This window comes from Leuconostoc falkenbergense (assembly GCF_014634805.1).
Taxonomy (GTDB): Bacteria; Bacillota; Bacilli; order Lactobacillales; family Lactobacillaceae; genus Leuconostoc; species Leuconostoc falkenbergense.
The window spans coordinates 36,087-52,977 of record NZ_BMBS01000009.1 but is presented as its reverse complement, the minus strand read 5'-3'; the positions used below and the strand labels follow the sequence as shown (position 1 = coordinate 52,977).

11 protein-coding genes and 15 tRNA genes are annotated in these 16,891 nt (G+C 41.6%); 25 read left to right on the top strand and 1 reads right to left on the bottom strand.

The genetic code is table 11. The features are described 5' to 3' along the window. The first annotated feature begins 87 nt into the window (after nt 1–87). The 19 genes from IEU71_RS03190 to IEU71_RS03100 all read left to right on the top strand — a co-directional run bounded on the left by IEU71_RS03190 (nt 88) and on the right by IEU71_RS03100 (nt 9,518). Nucleotides 88–178 (top strand) — tRNA-Ser (locus IEU71_RS03190). 4 nt (nt 179–182) lie between these two features. Further along, nucleotides 183–255 (top strand) — tRNA-Val (locus IEU71_RS03185). 46 nt (nt 256–301) lie between these two features. Further along, nucleotides 302–374 (top strand) — tRNA-Thr (locus tag IEU71_RS03180). Between the two features lie 8 nt (nt 375–382). Continuing rightward, nucleotides 383–454: transfer RNA gene (locus IEU71_RS03175), tRNA-Gly, on the top strand. A gap of 5 nt (nt 455–459) precedes the next feature. Next, nucleotides 460–543, top strand: a tRNA-Leu gene (locus IEU71_RS03170). A gap of 5 nt (nt 544–548) precedes the next feature. Beyond that, nucleotides 549–622 (top strand) — tRNA-Arg (locus tag IEU71_RS03165). Between the two features lie 67 nt (nt 623–689). Continuing rightward, a tRNA-Pro gene (locus tag IEU71_RS03160) sits at nt 690–763 on the top strand. Between the two features lie 29 nt (nt 764–792). Beyond that, nucleotides 793–866 (top strand) — tRNA-Met (locus IEU71_RS03155). Nucleotides 867–879: 13 nt separating this feature from the next. Next, nucleotides 880–953 (top strand) — tRNA-Ile (locus IEU71_RS03150). 22 nt (nt 954–975) lie between these two features. Further along, nucleotides 976–1,065: transfer RNA gene (locus IEU71_RS03145), tRNA-Ser, on the top strand. A 29-nt stretch (nt 1,066–1,094) separates the two neighbouring features. Further along, a tRNA-Met gene (locus IEU71_RS03140) sits at nt 1,095–1,168 on the top strand. Nucleotides 1,169–1,170: 2 nt separating this feature from the next. Continuing rightward, a tRNA-Asp gene (locus IEU71_RS03135) sits at nt 1,171–1,244 on the top strand. A gap of 20 nt (nt 1,245–1,264) precedes the next feature. Further along, nucleotides 1,265–1,337: transfer RNA gene (locus IEU71_RS03130), tRNA-Phe, on the top strand. 30 nt (nt 1,338–1,367) lie between these two features. Beyond that, nucleotides 1,368–1,438: transfer RNA gene (locus IEU71_RS03125), tRNA-Gly, on the top strand. Between the two features lie 26 nt (nt 1,439–1,464). After that, nucleotides 1,465–1,538, top strand: a tRNA-Ile gene (locus IEU71_RS03120). A gap of 331 nt (nt 1,539–1,869) precedes the next feature. Continuing rightward, entirely contained in the window at nt 1,870–3,177 is a 1,308-nt protein-coding gene (serS, locus tag IEU71_RS03115) for a serine--tRNA ligase (protein WP_004911320.1), read from the top strand. Nucleotides 3,178–3,305: 128 nt separating this feature from the next. Then, a complete protein-coding gene (gene secA, locus IEU71_RS03110) occupies nt 3,306–5,720 on the top strand; it encodes a preprotein translocase subunit SecA (RefSeq protein ID WP_004911316.1) in 2,415 nt (804 codons plus the stop codon). 50 nt (nt 5,721–5,770) lie between these two features. Continuing rightward, complete coding sequence (gene prfB, locus IEU71_RS03105) at nt 5,771–6,889, top strand: peptide chain release factor 2 (RefSeq protein ID WP_004911313.1); 1,119 nt, start codon at nt 5,771–5,773, stop codon at nt 6,887–6,889. Between the two features lie 148 nt (nt 6,890–7,037). Then, nucleotides 7,038–9,518, top strand: a complete 2,481-nt coding sequence (locus IEU71_RS03100) for an ATP-dependent Clp protease ATP-binding subunit (protein WP_004911311.1) — start codon at nt 7,038–7,040, stop codon at nt 9,516–9,518. A 35-nt stretch (nt 9,519–9,553) separates the two neighbouring features. On the opposite strand, the gene IEU71_RS10360 is transcribed toward IEU71_RS03100, so the two are convergent. Continuing rightward, complete coding sequence (locus IEU71_RS10360) at nt 9,554–10,204, bottom strand: prepilin peptidase (protein ID WP_036066500.1); 651 nt, start codon at nt 10,202–10,204, stop codon at nt 9,554–9,556. Between the two features lie 242 nt (nt 10,205–10,446). Here IEU71_RS10360 and rpsL point away from each other — a divergent pair, with 242 nt between their 5' ends. The 6 genes from rpsL to IEU71_RS03065 all read left to right on the top strand — a co-directional run bounded on the left by rpsL (nt 10,447) and on the right by IEU71_RS03065 (nt 16,886). Further along, nucleotides 10,447–10,860, top strand: a complete 414-nt coding sequence (gene rpsL, locus IEU71_RS03090; RefSeq protein WP_004911305.1) for a 30S ribosomal protein S12 — start codon at nt 10,447–10,449, stop codon at nt 10,858–10,860. Between the two features lie 15 nt (nt 10,861–10,875). Continuing rightward, on the top strand, nt 10,876–11,346 hold the full coding sequence (rpsG, locus tag IEU71_RS03085) for a 30S ribosomal protein S7 (RefSeq protein ID WP_004899475.1): 471 nt from the start codon (nt 10,876–10,878) through the stop codon (nt 11,344–11,346). 152 nt (nt 11,347–11,498) lie between these two features. Next, a complete protein-coding gene (gene fusA / locus IEU71_RS03080; protein WP_004911302.1) occupies nt 11,499–13,610 on the top strand; it encodes an elongation factor G in 2,112 nt (703 codons plus the stop codon). A gap of 80 nt (nt 13,611–13,690) precedes the next feature. Then, a complete protein-coding gene (locus IEU71_RS03075) occupies nt 13,691–14,878 on the top strand; it encodes an MFS transporter (RefSeq protein ID WP_080519642.1) in 1,188 nt (395 codons plus the stop codon). 96 nt (nt 14,879–14,974) lie between these two features. Then, on the top strand, nt 14,975–16,078 hold the full coding sequence (locus IEU71_RS03070) for an ABC transporter ATP-binding protein (protein WP_004911295.1): 1,104 nt from the start codon (nt 14,975–14,977) through the stop codon (nt 16,076–16,078). Beyond that, nucleotides 16,065–16,886, top strand: coding sequence for an ABC transporter permease (locus IEU71_RS03065; RefSeq protein ID WP_036066502.1), 822 nt, complete (start codon nt 16,065–16,067; stop codon nt 16,884–16,886). The genes IEU71_RS03070 and IEU71_RS03065 overlap by 14 nt, the downstream gene beginning before the upstream one ends. Nucleotides 16,887–16,891 lie beyond the last annotated feature (5 nt).

Below are 16,891 nucleotides of genomic sequence, written 5' to 3'. Positions count from 1 at the left end.
CGCCGAAAGTAGTTGGAGGATCGCTTCCTGCGAGGATAGGACGATGCGGTGCCGTACATAAGAAGAACGAGAGCAGTAGGAAGAAACGGAGAGGTGTCCGAGTCTGGCCGAAGGAGCACGGTTGGAAACCGTGTAAGCGTGGCGACGCGTTTCGAGGGTTCGAATCCCTTCCTCTCCATCATGGACGCTTAGCTCAGCTGGGAGAGCACCTGCCTTACAAGCAGGGGGTCACAGGTTCGATCCCTGTAGCGTCCATTGACTTCAGGGTCAAGAAAGAAACCGGCACGTCGGGATAAGCGATGCCGACTTAGCTCAGTTGGTAGAGCACCGCTCTTGTAAAGCGGGGGTCGAAGGTTCGAGTCCTTTAGTCGGCATGAATTATGCGGAAGTAGTTCAGTGGTAGAACATCACCTTGCCATGGTGGGGGTCGCGGGTTCGAATCCCGTCTTCCGCTTCTATGCCGGCGTGGCGGAATAGGCAGACGCACAGGACTTAAAATCCTGCGATAGAAATATCGTACCGGTTCGATCCCGGTCGCCGGCATATATGCACCTATAGCGCAATTGGATAGAGCGTCTGACTACGAATCAGGAGGTTGCAGGTTCGACTCCTGCTAGGTGCATAGAGGTTGAAGGAATTCAAACTCTTTTTTTAAGTATAAGAAGGGCGCAAGCTCAGGAAGACTTTTTCGGGATGTAGCTCAGCTTGGTAGAGCACCTGGTTTGGGACCAGGGGGTCGCAGGTTCGAATCCTGTCATCCCGATTGGTTAAGGGAACTTAGCCAAAGAGGATCGCGGTGTAGCTCAGCTGGCTAGAGCGTTCGGTTCATACCCGAGAGGTCGAGGGTTCGATTCCCCCCGCCGCGATAGGCTCGAAAGAGGACCATTAGCTCAGTTGGTTAGAGCAGACGGCTCATAACCGTCCGGTCGTTGGTTCGAGTCCAACATGGTCCATGCAGGACGAAGTAAAGATAATGGAGAATTACCCAAGTCTGGCTGAAGGGAACGGTCTTGAAAACCGTCAGGTCGGGAAACCGGCGCGTGGGTTCGAATCCCACATTCTCCTTAGGCATGAAGATGTCGCAATAAAATTATCGCGGGATGGAGCAGTCTGGTAGCTCGTCGGGCCCATAACCCGAAGGTCGTAGGTTCAAATCCTGCTCCCGCAATTGGTCGCATGGTCTAGCTGGTTAGGACGCCTGCCTGTCACGCAGGAGATCGCGGGTTCGAGCCCCGCTGTGACCGTTCATTGGGAACAATGAGATGGCTCTGTAGCTCAGTTGGTAGAGCAATGCATTGAAGCTGCATGTGTCGGCGGTTCGATTCCGTCCAGCGCCATAGGGAGGAGACTTCCGACAGGAACTACTTGCGAATGTAGTTCAATGGTAGAATTCCAGCCTTCCAAGCTGGCTATGCGGGTTCGATTCCCGTCATTCGCTTGATGTTAGAAGCGGCATCAAAATATGGGCCATTAGCTCAGTTGGTTAGAGCGCTGTGTTGATAACGCAGAGGTCCCAGGTTCGAGTCCTGGATGGCCCATGATTCAGGGGGAAGCAAGTGTTATGGTAACATAATGTTTGTTTCCTCTTTTTGTTTCCCCTTGTGTTTTAATTTGTAATAGGATAGAATGTTCTTAGTGATTATTATAAGTAGCGCATCAAAGAAAGTTATTGGTTGATGAGAAATAACAGCGTGAAACTCCATTAATCTTAGTTTGGCAGGTAATGCTGCCCGGTACCCTCGTTAAAGGTAATGAAGTGCTATAATTTAGGTTATAGAAATTGGGTGGTACCACGGAATCGCGTTTTTCGTCCCTTGTTTAACAACAAGACGAGAACGCTTTTTATTTTAAAAAATGAGGGAATATATTATGTTAGATATGCGTTATTTAAGAAAAAATAGTGAAGAAGCAAGTCAAAGACTTCTGGATAGAGGCGTTGAACCTGGCACGCTTGATCGATTGTTGGTATTAGATCAGGAACGACGTGATACCATTCAACGTGTTGAAAATTTGAAGGCGCAACGAAATGAAGTTTCTGACAAAATTGCCTATGCAAAACGTCAAAAAGAAGATGCTAGTGACGCGATTGCTCAAATGCAACAAGTTGGTAGTGATATAAAGGCGTTAGACGCCAAACAAGCAGAATTAGATGAGCAAGTCAATGAAATTGCGGCGCACTTGCCTAACTTGGCGGCTAGCGAAGTGCCTGTTGGACCAGACGAGTCTGCCAACGTTGAACAACGCAAATGGGCGCCTGAACATTATGATAATCGTCCTGAAGCACTTGTGAAAACAGATTGGGTGAAAGCTCACTACGATATTGGTGAAGCACTTGGAATTTTGGATTTTGAGCGTGGCGCAAAGGTTTCTGGCGCACGTTTCTTGTACTATGTTGGTGATGGTGCACGTTTAGAACGCGCTGTTTATAATTTTATGTTGGACGAGCATCGTAAAGAAGGCTACACTGAAATGATTACGCCGATTGTAGTCAATGATTCAGCAATGTTTGGAACCGGACAGTATCCAAAGTTTCAGGATGATGCGTATCGGGTAGCTGGACTCGATCAAACTTATATTCCAACAGCAGAAGTACCTTTGACAAATTATTACTCTGGAGAAACGATACCGGCAGAGGATTTGCCAATTAAATTAACGGCGTTGTCACCCTCATTCCGAAAGGAAGCGGGTTCTGCTGGAAAAGATACGCGTGGGTTAATTCGCTTACATCAATTTAATAAGGTTGAGATGGTTAAGTTTACTAAGCCTGAACAATCGTATGATGAGTTGGAAGCAATGACAGCAAACGCCGAAAACATTTTGCAAAAGTTAGCGCTACCTTATCACGTTATTTTACTTTCAACTGGGGATATGGGATTTTCTGCAGCAAAAACCTACGATGTTGAGGTTTGGATGCCACAACAAAATGTATACCGCGAAATTTCTTCAGTTTCAAATACAGAAGATTTTCAAGCGCGCCGTATGCATATCACTTACCGTGATGAAAATAACAAGTTACAGCTGGTCCATACTTTAAATGGTTCGGGACTTGCTGTGGGTAGAACTGTTGCTGCTATTTTAGAAAACTATCAAAATCCAGACGGCTCTGTCACGATTCCTGAAGTTTTGCGTCCCTACATGGGCGGACAAGAAAAGCTCGAAGCTAAAACTCATCATTAAAATTAAAAGAGTCTATTTTTTGGGCTCTTTTTTTGATATAATGGAACGTAGACTATTGTGCGTTAGACCACACAAATTTAGGTTTTAGAGGAGAAACGTGTCATTTTACTGAAGACACGCTAAATAACATGAATAATCCAATACGTAAATTAGTTGATAATTCAAAAAAACAACTCAAAAAATTAAACAACATTGCTGATCAGGTTGAAAGTTATGCTGATCAAATGTCAAAAATGTCTGATGAGGCCTTACAAGCTAAGACAGATGAATTTAAGGAAACCATCAACAAAGCAACAGATGGAATTAAAAATAAGGAAAAGCAGAATAAAGCGTTAGCAAAAGTACTGGATGAGATTTTACCTGAAGCATTTGCCGTTGCCAGAGAAGGCGCCAAACGTGTGTTGGGATTATATCCTTTCCGAGTACAAATTATGGGATCGGCTGTATTACATGATGGTAATTTGGCTGAAATGCGCACAGGTGAAGGAAAAACACTGACAGCGACGATGGCTGTGTATCTGAATGCTTTATCAGGACGCGGCGTTCACGTTGTCACTGTTAACGATTATTTATCAGCACGTGATGCGGAACAGATGGGACAACTCTACAATTGGCTTGGCCTATCCGTTGGTGTCAACGTTGGTGATGCGCCTGCTGAAGAAAAGCGTGCCGCCTATGACGCCGATATTACCTATTCGACGAACTTTAACATTGGATTTGATTATTTGCGTGATAACATGGTTCGTCGAGCGGAAGAGCGTGTGATGCAGCGTGGCTTGAACTTTGCATTGATTGATGAAGCTGATTCAATTTTGATTGATACGGCACGAACACCATTGATTATTTCTGGCCCAGGATCGGGCATTTCACAAATGTATGCTCGAGCAGATCGCTTTGTGAAAACTTTGCAACGTGATGAAGACTACAAGGTAGATGAAGAAGCTAAAGCAACCATGTTGACTAATGAAGGTATTCATAAGGGTGAAATTTTCTTCAACTTGGATAATTTGTATGATGCAAATGATACTGCTTTGACTCATCACATTGATCAGGCTTTACGGGCTAATTTCAACTATATCAACGACAAAGACTACGTTGTGCAGGATGGCGAAGTGAAGTTGATTGACCAATCAACAGGTCGTATCTCTGAGGGAACACGTTTGTCAGATGGTTTACATCAAGCAATCGAAGCCAAAGAAGGCGTTGAAATTCAAGAAGAGAACAAATCAATGGCACAAATTACGTATCAGAATTTGTTCCGTATGTATAAAAAATTGTCAGGTATGACAGGAACGGCTAAGACTGAAGAAGAAGAGTTACGTGAAATTTACAACATGGAAGTGATTACGATTCCGACTAATCGCCCAATCCAACGTGTGGATTACCCAGATCTACTTTATCCATCAGTTCGTGCCAAGTATAATGCTGTTGTAAAGCTTATTGTTGAACTCCATGAAAAGGGTCAACCTATCTTAATTGGTACAGGTTCAGTTGAAGCATCAGAATTGTTATCTAAAATTTTGATGGCGCAAAATGTGCCACATAATGTTTTGAACGCTAAAAACAATGCCAAAGAAGCCGAAATCATTGCTAATGCTGGTCAACGTGGCGCTGTGACTGTGGCGACTAACATGGCTGGTCGTGGTACTGACATCAAATTAGGGCCTGGTGTTGAAGAACTAGGTGGCCTAGCAGTTATTGCAACTGAACGTCATGAATCACGTCGAATTGATAACCAGTTACGTGGTCGTGCTGGTCGTCAAGGGGACCGCGGTTTCTCACAATTCTTCTTATCACTGGAAGATGACTTGATGATTCGCTTTGGAGCTGATCGTGTTCGTTTGTTGATGCAGCGACTTAATTTGGATGAAGAAGACACAGTGATTAAAAATCGTATGATTACGCGTTCCGTTGAATCAGCGCAAAAGCGTGTCGAAGGAAACAACTATGACACACGTAAAAACGTATTACAATATGATGATGTTGTGCGTGAGCAGCGTGAATTAGTCTATCATGAACGAGACATTGTGATTGATGAGAACGAATCGCTCGAATGGGTGTTGATGCCTATGGTCGACCGAACGATTAATCGAGTTGTTGATGCGCAAACAAAATCTAAAGATAATAAGACTTGGGATTTAGCTCAAATCGTTGCTTTTGTTGGCAATGCTTTAGGACACGAAGATGCAGTGACTGTTGAACAGTTGAAAGGTTTGTCTCGTGACGATATCAAAGCAAAACTATTGCGATTAGCTAAGGATAACTATAAAGAAAAACAAGCCCAACTTTATGATCCCGCGCAAATGCTAGAATTTGAAAAAGTGGTTATGTTGAGAGCGGTCGATCAACATTGGACTGATCATATCGATTCATTAGATCGCCTACGCCAAGGTGTTGGTTTGCGAGGTTATGGTCAATTAAATCCTTTGATTGAGTACCAAAATGAAGCCTATGCTAATTTCAATAAAATGATCGCTGACGTCGAATATGATGCCACGCGCACCTTCATGAAAGCTGAAATTCGTCAGAATTTACGTGCTTAATAGACAAATAAAAGCGAACTTTGTTCGTTTTTATTTTGAAAGGAAATAATATGGAAATTATTGATGCCAAACATGCGATTGCTGATATGCAAGAAAATATCACGCGTTTTCGGAATAGTCTTGATTTGGAGGCATTAACTGAAGAAATTGCAGACTACGAAAACCGTATGACTGAGCCAGGCTTTTGGGATGACAATGATAAAGCGCAAAAAGTCATTGAAGAAAATAATGTTTTGAAAAATCGGCGTGATTCTTTCTTGAATTTGACTAGTCAAGTTGAGGATTTGGAAGTTTTGACAGAAATGTTAGCTGAAGATCCCGAAGATACAGATTTGGAAAATGAACTTTCTGAAGGTATTGCGAAAGCACAGCAAGACATTGATGCTTACAACTTGGAACAATTATTGACAGAGCCTTATGATGCTAATAACGCCGTTTTGGAAATTCATCCGGGATCTGGTGGAACAGAATCAACTGACTGGGGTGCTAATTTGTACCGTATGTATACTCGTTGGGCGCAACAACATAATTTTCAAGTGGAAACGCTTGATTACCATGCGGGTGACGAAGCTGGTATTGATAGCGCTACGATAAAAGTGACAGGACACAATGCATATGGCTTTTTACGCAGTGAAAAAGGTGTACATCGATTTGTTAGAATTTCACCTTTTGATAGTGCTGGACGGCGGCATACGAGCTTCGTATCGGTTGATGTGATGCCAGAATTGGATGATTCAATTGAAGTGGAAGTGCGTGATGATGATGTCAAAATGGATGTGTTCCGTTCGGGTGGTGCTGGTGGTCAAAACGTCAACAAGGTCTCCACTGGTGTGCGTTTGACACACGAACCAACAGGTATTGTTGTCTCATCAACAGTTGAACGGACACAATATGGTAACCGCGATTATGCCATGCGATTATTAAAAAGTAAACTTTATCAGTTAGAGCTTGAGAAAAAAGAAGCCGAGCGAGCAGCGCTTACTGGTGAAAAAATGGAAAATGGCTGGGGATCACAAATACGTTCTTACGTTTTGCACCCCTATCAAATGGTTAAAGATCATCGGACTAACTACGAAACTAATCAGCCACAAGCGGTTCTTGACGGTGACTTGGATTCTTTTATCAACGCCTATTTGCAGTGGCAATTATCACTAAAAAATCCAAATTAATGAAGTCGAAACGGTCGTTTCGGCTTTTTGAATTTTGAATTGCGATTAAATGACGCTGATACAAACAAATGATTTCCTAATAACATCTAATTGGGTTATAATATAAGTCAATATTATACAAACACAGCCGAATTTTAAGGAGGCATACATGGATAATAACTATACACCAAGTGCTCAAAACGTTCTGGCTTTGGCACAAGAACAGGCAAAATATTTTAAACATCAAGCAGTTGGCACGGAACACTTATTGTTAGCTTTGGCCATCGAACAAGAGGGTATTGCCAGCAAAATTTTGACGCAGTTTAACGTCACGGATGATGATATCCGTGAAGAAATTGAACACTTTACTGGCTATGGTATGTCAAGCCGCTATGAAAAGGGCGTTTATTTACCATATTCACCAAAAGCAGCTGATATTTTACGACAAGCTGGTGAAGAATCTCGTGCTTTGGCACAACCCAAAGTAGGAACTGAACATATTTTATTAGCGCTGCTGCAAGATGAAAGTATCTTGTCTTCACGAATTTTGTTGGCATTAGATGCTAATTTGCAAGATTTGCGTCGGGCAATCTTGCGGAAGCTGGGTGTCACAGACATTCGTAAACAAATGAAACAACGTGAGAAGCAGCAAGCAGCAGCCGGAACACCGACTTTAGATGGCTTGGCGCGTGACTTGACGCAGATGGCACGTGATGAAAAAATGGACCCAGTTATTGGACGATCTAAAGAAGTTCGCCGTGTTGTGCAAATTTTATCTCGTCGTACTAAAAATAATCCTGTGCTGATTGGTGAACCGGGTGTTGGAAAGACAGCAATTGCAGAAGGATTGGCTCAGAAAATTGTCGCGGGTGAAGTACCAGAAAATTTGTCACATAAGCGTTTAATGGCGCTTGATATGGGGTCATTAGTTGCTGGTACTAAATATCGTGGCGAGTTCGAAGATCGTTTGAAAAAAATAATCGAAGAAATCTATCAAGATGGCGAAGTTATCCTATTCATTGATGAGTTGCATACTTTAATTGGTGCTGGTGGTGCTGAAGGCGCTATTGATGCGTCAAATATTTTGAAACCAGCTTTAGCTCGTGGTGAATTACAGACATTGGGCGCAACCACCTTTGATGAGTATCAAAAGTACATCGAATCTGACGCGGCATTAGAACGACGTTTTGCTTCAGTGACTGTTGACGAACCAACGCAAGAAGATGCAATTGCTATATTGAATGGCATCCGACCTAAATTTGAAGAACATCACCAAGTACAAATTGATGATGAAGCGATAAATGCGGCTGTGAAGCTATCATCGCGGTACATCAGTGACCGTTTTTTGCCTGATAAAGCAATTGATTTAATTGATGAAGCGGGCGCAAAAGTTCGCATTGAAGCAACAGAAAATAGTGGTACGAATGACAAAGTAGTAACTCGTCTTAAGCAAATTGAGATAGACAAAGATGCTGCTATTGAAGCTTTAAATTTTGAAGAAGCAGCGCAACTGCGTACCGAAGAAATGAAGCTCAAGAAAAAATTAGCTAAGAAAGAGGCGAGAATACAAGCAGCAGTGGCTAATGGCGAACGCTCGCAATATGATTTACATGTGACAACACAAGACATCGCTGAAGTTATTTCTCAACAAACAGGGGTGCCGTTGACACAGTTAGAAAAAAACGATCAGCAGCGTTTAGTCAATTTAGAAAAAGTTCTAGGACGGCGAGTTGTTGGCCAACAGGCTGCAGTTTCCGCAGTTGCACGTGCTATTCGACGTGCACGTTCTGGATTGAAAGATCCTACGCGCCCCATTGGGACCTTTATGTTTTTGGGACCAACTGGTGTTGGAAAAACGGAGTTGGCTAAAGCGCTGGCAGAAGCTATTTTTGGTAGTGAAGATAATCTCATTCGTATCGATATGTCCGAATATCAAGAACGCTGGTCAGCTAGTCGATTAATCGGTTCTGCACCTGGGTATGTTGGTTATGATGAAGGTGGACAATTGACTGAAAAAGTACGCAATCACCCTTATTCAGTTGTTTTGCTAGACGAGGCTGAAAAAGCCCATCAGGACATCTTTAATTTGATGTTGCAAGTCTTTGATGACGGCTATCTGACTGACTCTAAAGGTCGTAAAGTTGATTTTCGCAACACAATCATTATTATGACTTCTAATTTAGGTGCCACACGTCTTCGCGATGAAAAATCAGTTGGTTTTGGTGCTGTTGATTTGAAAAATGATCATGAAGCTGTTGCAGCTAAAATTAGAGAAACACTGAAAGAGACTTTCAGGCCAGAATTCATCAACCGTTTAGATGAGGCAATTGTCTTTGAGAGTTTGACCAAACAAGAGTTACATGAAATTGTAAAATTGATGAGTCGTTCAGTACTACAACGTGTTGCTGAACAAGGTATTACAATTAAGATGACGCCCGCCGCCATTGACGTTGTTGCCAGTGCTGGTTTTGATCCTGAATATGGTGCCCGCCCAATTCGACGTGCACTTCAGACAAGTGTTGAAGATGCACTTAGTGAAGAGTTATTACGTGGTAATATTACCACTGAAGATGCCGTTACAATTGGCGCAAAGAATGGCAGCATTAAAATTACAACGAAACCACTTAAAACAACGTCGCCAGCAACTTAATAGCTTAAACACTTGAAGATAATTCAAGTGTTTTTTTATATCAAGACACCAATTAGTAGCCAACCAACGGTTAGAAAAGGCACAAATGGTAAACGTTTTTGTGATGATAATGCTAAAAAAAGTGTGGCTAAACAACAGCCTAACAACAAGCCTAGTACAAAAACATAGGTTGTTGTTGAAAAAATGAGTGTCAATAAAACTGGAATATCACCGGATCCTAAAGCGCGTCGTATATAAACCAAATAATAAGCTATCAAGCCAATTAATAAAGCTAGAAAAATGTGCGATTGATCATGGTGTTGGTGGATTGCGTACAATAACAGCGGAATAATCAAGTAGCTATGGATGGTCTGCGACTCGCAGTCTTCAAGTGATAAAAACAGTAGTACTACTGCCATTAGCCATTGAAGGGTCGAGGAATACCAAAGCATGGTGCCAAACAGTGTGCACGTCAATTCTAATGCAGGATAGCGCCAACCAAAACGTTTGTGACAATAGCGAGATTTTGCAAACGTGAAAACTGCCGAAAAAAACGGCACGAGATCGTACCACTTTAATAAATGATGACACATCAGGCAAAACGATCTGGGATGTAGTAATGAAATATTATGTTGGATGCGATCATTGGCACACATAACTGACGAAACAATGATGCTATTAAAAATCAATATCAATATATTTTCCATGTGGAATAGTACGAAAAAACAAATACTTATTCACAAAATGTAAATACCCACTTGACTTTATCGCTCAATCTGGTATTATATTGAACGTGCTTTTAAGTAATCTGTTCTGTGACATTGTCACACTGTGCTGAACGGCGCTGTAAAGGTAACTGTCAGCAGATTTCCGGTGAGCATTTTTGTTTGAAAACAGAAATGAAACACCTGGAACTGTGAAACTAATGAAAAATTTAAGGAGCTGTAGCATGCCTACAATTAACCAATTGGTTCGTAAGCCACGTAAGTCAAAGGTTTCTAAGTCAAAATCACCTGCTTTGAACTTTGGCTACAATTCAATGAAGAAAAAAGCAACTAACAATGCTGCCCCACAAAAGCGTGGTGTCGCAACACGTGTTGGTACAATGACACCAAAGAAGCCTAACTCAGCTTTGCGTAAGTACGCCCGTGTGCGTCTTTCAAACTTGTATGAAGTAACAGCATATATTCCAGGTATTGGTCATAACTTGCAAGAACACTCGGTTGTTTTGATTCGTGGTGGTCGTGTTAAGGATTTGCCTGGTGTACGTTACCACATTATCCGTGGTGCTTTGGATACTGCGGGTGTTGATGGTCGTATGACATCACGTTCAAAGTATGGTACAAAGGCACCAAAGAAGTAAGAAGGAGACTGACTAATGCCACGTAAAGGTTATACTAAGCGTCAGGAAGTTTTGCCTGACCCAATTTACAATTCAAAACTCGTTTCACGTTTGATCAACAAGTTGATGCTTGATGGTAAGCGTGGTACAGCTTCAACAATCTTGTATGATGCTTTTGATCGTATCAAGGAAGCAACTGGCAATGAACCATTGGAAGTTTTCGAACAAGCCATGGAAAACATTATGCCAGTATTGGAAGTTAAAGCTCGCCGTGTTGGTGGTTCTAACTACCAGGTGCCAATCGAAGTTCGTCCAGATCGTCGTACGACTTTGGGACTTCGTTGGTTGGTTAACTACTCACGTTTGCGTAATGAACACACAATGGATGAGCGTTTAGCCAAAGAAATTATGGATGCTGCCAATGACACTGGTGCATCTGTTAAGAAGCGCGAAGATACGCACAAGATGGCTGAAGCCAACCGTGCGTTTGCACACTATCGTTGGTAATCTGTTGATGACAAGAATTTAATTATTCTTGCGCGTCAAATAGTGTACAATTGTCATAGATGGTGTTTGTCAAAACAAGCACCATCAAAAAGCGAACACAATGATGTGTCGCTTTTTGTTGCATATATAACTAAACCAGGAGATAACTCACAATGGCAAAACGTGAATACCCACTAGAGCGTACACGTAACATCGGAATCATGGCCCACATTGATGCGGGTAAGACAACGACTACTGAACGTATCTTGTACTATACAGGTAAAATTCACAAAATTGGTGAAACACATGATGGTGCTTCACAAATGGATTTCATGGAACAAGAAAAGGAACGTGGTATCACGATCCAATCAGCTGCTACAACAGCTGTTTGGCACGGTTTCTTTGATCAATTTGAAAAAACACCTTATCGTGTTAACATCATTGATACACCTGGACACGTGGACTTCACAATCGAAGTTGAACGTGCTTTGCGTGTTCTTGATGGTGCCGTAGCCGTACTTGATGGTGCAGCTGGGGTTGAACCACAAACAGAAACAGTTTGGCGTCAGGCAACAACTTATGATGTGCCACGTATCGTCTTTGTTAACAAGATGGACAAAATGGGTGCTGATTTCCAAATGTCAGTTGACTCAATGCACGAACGTTTGCAAGTTAATGCTGAAGCAATTCAATGGCCAATCGGTGCTGAGGATGACTTCGAAGCTGTTATTGACTTGATTACACAAGAAGCTTATTACCCTGTTGATGAACTTGGTGAAAAGTGGGAACCACGTGATATTCCAGCTGATTTGAAAGATTTGGCAGAAGAAAAGCGCAACACATTGATTGAAGCTGTTGCTGATGTCGATGATGATTTGATGGAAAAGTATCTTGAAGGTGAAGATATTTCTGTTGAAGAATTAAAGGCAGCGATTCGTCGTGCTACATTAGCACTTCAATTCTACCCAATTCTTGCGGGTTCAGCTTATAAAGATAAGGGTGTTCAAATGATGTTGGATGCCGTTGTTGATTATTTGCCAGGACCTTTGGATGTTAAGCCATATATTGCTAAAGATCCAAAGACAGACGAAGAAGTTGATTTGATTGCTGATGATTCAAAGCCTTTCGCTGCTTTGGCATTCAAAATCATGACAGATCCATTCGTTGGTCGTTTGACATTTATGCGTGTTTATACTGGTACTTTGCAATCAGGTTCATACGTACAAAATACTTCCTCTGATACACGTGAACGTGTTGGTCGTTTGCTACAAATGCACGCTACTTCACGCACTGAAATTGAAGAAGTATTCTCTGGTGATATTGCTGCGGCTATTGGTTTGAAGAACACGACAACTGGTGATTCTTTGACAGCTGTTGACCATCAACTGATTCTGGAATCAATGGAGTTCCCAGAACCAGTTATCGAATTGGCTATTGAACCAAAGACAAAGGCTGATCAAGACAAATTGTCAAATGCCATTCAAAAATTGGCTGAAGAAGATCCTTCATTCCGTGCTACAACTAACCCTGAAACTGGTCAAACATTGATTGCTGGTATGGGTGAATTGCAATTGGATATCATGGTTGATCGTATGCGCCGTGAATTCAATGTTGAAGCCACTGTTGGTGCACCACAAGTTGCTTATCGTGAAGCCTTTACTAAGACAGTGCAAGCACGTGGTTACTTCAAACGTCAATCTGGTGGTAAAGGTCAGTATGGTGATGTTTGGATTGAATTCTCACCAAACGAAGAAGGGGCTGGATTCGAATTCGAAGATGCCATCGTTGGTGGTGTTGTGCCTCGTGAATATATTCCATCAGTTGAAGCTGGTTTGAAGGACGCATTGAATGCTGGTCCTTTGGCTGGATTCCCATTAGTTGATTTGAAAGCTAAGTTGTATGATGGTTCATATCACGATGTCGATTCAAGTGAAGCTGCCTTTAAGATTGCTGCTTCATTGGCTTTGCGTGAAGCTGCTAAGACAGCCGGCGCGGTTATTTTGGAACCAATTATGGCTGTTGATATTGTTGCACCTGAAGATAACCTTGGTGATGTTATGGGACACGTCTCAGCACGCCGTGGTATGATTGAAGGTCAAGAGTCACGTGGTCCTGTTTTGGCAGTTAAGGCTAAGGTGCCTTTGTCAGAAATGTTTGGTTATGCAACTACTTTGCGTTCAGCAACGCAAGGCCGTGGTACATTCCAAATGGTTTTCGATCACTACGAAGCTGTTCCTAAGAACATTCAAGAAGAAATTATCAAGACTCACGGTCAAGAAAATTAATCTTTAACTGACTGATGGTTCAGTATAAACGGCGTCGCTCAACGGAGTGACGCTGTTTTGTTATTATTAGGTAAATTGACATGAAAAATCACAGTAAGTTTTTAATTCCAGGTATTATTGTTGTCGGGATGATTTTGAGATTACCATTCACGGCTATACCACCAATTTTGAGTAGTATTTCCAAATCAGAAGGTGTACCTGTTGGCCAATTGGGCATGCTAACAACTATTCCATTGATAGCATTTGCGCTATTTTCTTCCACGGCTCCAAAAGTAGCACAGAAGATTGGTTTAGAAAGAGCATTTGCGTTGATGTTAATGCTGCTGATTATTGGTTCGGGGATTCGAGTCATCAATGCAACTTTTCTCTATATTGGAACAATGCTAATTGGTATTGGTGTTGCCCACATGAATGTGTTGCTGCCCAGCGTTATTCGAACGTATTTTCCGATGAAAGTCGGTCCGATGACGTCTGTTTTTACATTTAGCATGATGTTAGCAACGGCCGTTGGGGCAAGTTTAGCAGCGCCAATAACAGCATTAACTAGTTGGCAAATTTTCGTAGGACTGCTAACAATCTTGCTAATTGGCGCTTTACTGGATTGGTTGCCTAATGAGCGATTTGCGGCAAAAAGGCAAGCTACTCAAATAACGAGTCCTCACCAGAAAACGGTCCGATTCAATGTTTGGAAAAACCGTAATGCTTGGTTATTATTGTTTTTTGGTGGTATGCAATCTGCAATGTTCTATGTTTTGATGGCATGGGGGCCGACAATGGCAATTCAAACCGGATTAACGCCGGCCACCGCTGGTTTATTTTCTGGTCTTAACTCGTTAATTGGTTTACCATTTGCGTTAACAGTACCTTCAATTGTTGTTAGGTTGAACAAACATCAAAAACAATGGCTGGTTGCTAGTTTTTCAATTTTAGGTACAATTGGCTACCTTCTGCTACTAAATCCACAAGGCACATTTGCCTACTGGTTACTGGTCAATTTATTTATTGGTGTCGGCACATCGGTGTTGTTTCCGTATTTGATGACCACATTCACGCTTAAAACCAGCACGTCGGGGCAAACAGCGCAATTGTCGGGTATGTCGCAAAGTGGTGGTTATTTGATTGCGGCAATTGGTCCAGCTATGTTTGGTTACGCATATGGTTGGTGGCATTCTTGGACACCGCAAATTATCGTTATTATTATTTTGTTCATCTTAATGACACTAGCTATTGTTGTTGTTGAAAATCATGAAAAAATCGTTGAGGCATAGTAGTCACTGAGGCTAAATGGCAGAATATGATTTTCTTTTTATGTCTTAAAAATTAGTGTAAAATTGAAATTATCGAAAAGAGTTGAGGTTGAGAATTTGGCAGAGCAAACACCAATTATTGAATTTAAGTCTGTAAGCTTAGCTTATGGTGACACAGAGATTTTGAAGGGCATCGACTTGTCTTTAGAACAAGGTAAATTTTATACCTTGTTGGGGCCATCGGGATCTGGTAAAACAACGATATTAAACTTGATTTCTGGTCAATTGGCGGCAACTTCAGGTGATATTTTATTTGAAAACAAGCGTATCAATGATGTACCAGTGGAAAAACGAACTGTTAACACTGTTTTCCAAGACTATGCTTTGTTTCCTAATATGAATGTTTTTGAAAACGTGGCTTTTGGGCCTTCTATAAAGAAAATGTCAAAGACCGATATTGAACGACAAGTTCATGACATGCTGAAGTTGGTTAAACTTGATCAATATGCTGATCGTGATATTAGTGAGCTGTCAGGTGGGCAACGGCAGCGTGTGGCGATTGCGCGCGCTTTGGCTAATGATCCAAAAGTTTTGTTACTTGATGAACCATTGTCTGCATTGGATTACAAGTTGCGCAAAGACATGCAGTATGAGTTACGTGAAATTCAGCAAAGACTTGGTATTACATTTGTTTTTGTGACGCATGATCAAGAAGAAGCGTTGGCCATGTCTGATTGGATTTTTGTGATGAATGATGGTGTCATACAACAAAATGGGACACCTGAAGATATCTACGATGAACCGATTAACCATTTTGTTGCGGACTTTATTGGTGAAAGTAACATTGTTGATGGCATTATGAAGACGGATTACGTTGTTCATTTTGTTGGCAAAGATTTTGAAAATGTGGATGCTGGTATGCGACCTAATGAACGAGTTGAGGTTGTCTTACGGCCTGAAGATTTGGATTTAACTACCATTGAAAATGGTAAGTTAATTGTGACCATTGATGACCAATCATTCCGTGGTGATTATTATGAAATTACAGCAATTGATGATGATGGTAATGAGTGGCAAGTTCAAGCAACGAACTCGGCTCAAGTTGGAGAACGAGTTGGCTTGACATTTGATCCAGAAGATATTCATATTATGCGTTTTAACGAGTCGGAAGATGATTTTGACGCGCGTTTGGAAAGTTATGAGGATGATGATGAAGAGTAAACAACAACGTCAGTTATTTTATCTCGTACCTTATGGCGCGTGGCTACTGCTATTTGTTATTGCCCCACTTTTTTTATTGCTATTTCAATCATTAACTAGTGCGAATGGTGGTTTAACTTTACATAACTATGCTGTTTATTTTGGTAGTGGCACATACCTTCGCATGACGTTCAATTCAGTTTGGTTTGCTTTTTTGATTACACTAATTACATTGGTAATTAGTTATCCGATGGCTTACCTACTCAATCAGCTCAAGCGAAAACAATTTTGGTTGCTATTAGTAATCCTGCCAACGTGGATTAATTTGCTGTTAAAGACCTATGCGTTTATTGGTCTCTTGTCAAAAACCGGTACGGTTAATAATTTCATGAGCTTCTTTGGCATTGCCCCACAGCAACTGTTGTTTTCTGATTGGAGCTTTTTGTTAGTTGCTGCCTACATTGAAATTCCGTTTATGATTCTGCCAATTTTTAATTCGTTGGCAGAAATTGACCCAAAACTGGAGCAAGCTAGTCGTGATTTGGGTGCCAATAAATGGCAAACATTACGACGAGTCATTTTGCCATTATCAATGCCGGGGGTTAAGGCGGGCATTCAAGCTGTTTTCATTCCAAGTTTGTCATTGTTTATGATTACACGTTTGATAGGCGGTAATCGTGTGATTACGTTAGGTACAGCAATCGAGGAACATTTTTTAGTAACCCAAAACTGGCAACTTGGATCGACGATTGGTGTGATTTTAATTGTAGCGATGGTTGTGACGATGATTTTGACGCGTGATCGTGTCAAAAAAAATACGAGAAAGTGAGTAAT